Here is a 325-nt window from a genome sequence, read left to right as displayed (position 1 = left end):
GCCCGCGTGACGCCCGTTACGGCGATGCTGCCAGCGCGCGATTGCGATGGACTTGCCGGCAAGGTCGCAATACCGCCAATGAAACCGGTTACGCAGGCGTAGAACCTGCGGGATATCAGAAGAGGAAACAGACGATGGCACTTGCCCCCGACATCGCGTCGAGCACCGACCCCACTCCGATCGATACCGACACGCCGCCTGTCGAGGCGCCGGGCCTGCAATATTTCGTCTTCGGCCTGTTCTTCATCTTCGGCGGGATCACCTCGCTCAACGATGTGATCATTCCCAAGCTGAAAGAGCTGTTCACGCTCAACTACACCCAGGC

The 325-nt window shown here is 60.3% G+C and carries 1 pseudogene; it reads left to right on the top strand.

The features are described from left to right. Window positions 1-134: 134 nt before the first annotated feature. A pseudogene (locus tag A3736_RS05825) lies at window positions 135-325 on the top strand (glucose/galactose MFS transporter); the annotation flags it as partial.

Origin of the sequence: Erythrobacter sp. HI0063 (assembly GCF_001635685.1) — a bacterium.
GTDB lineage: Bacteria > Pseudomonadota > Alphaproteobacteria > Sphingomonadales > Sphingomonadaceae > Qipengyuania.
Note: the sequence above shows the minus strand (reverse complement) of the source record. Positions and strands in the feature narration are given on the sequence as shown.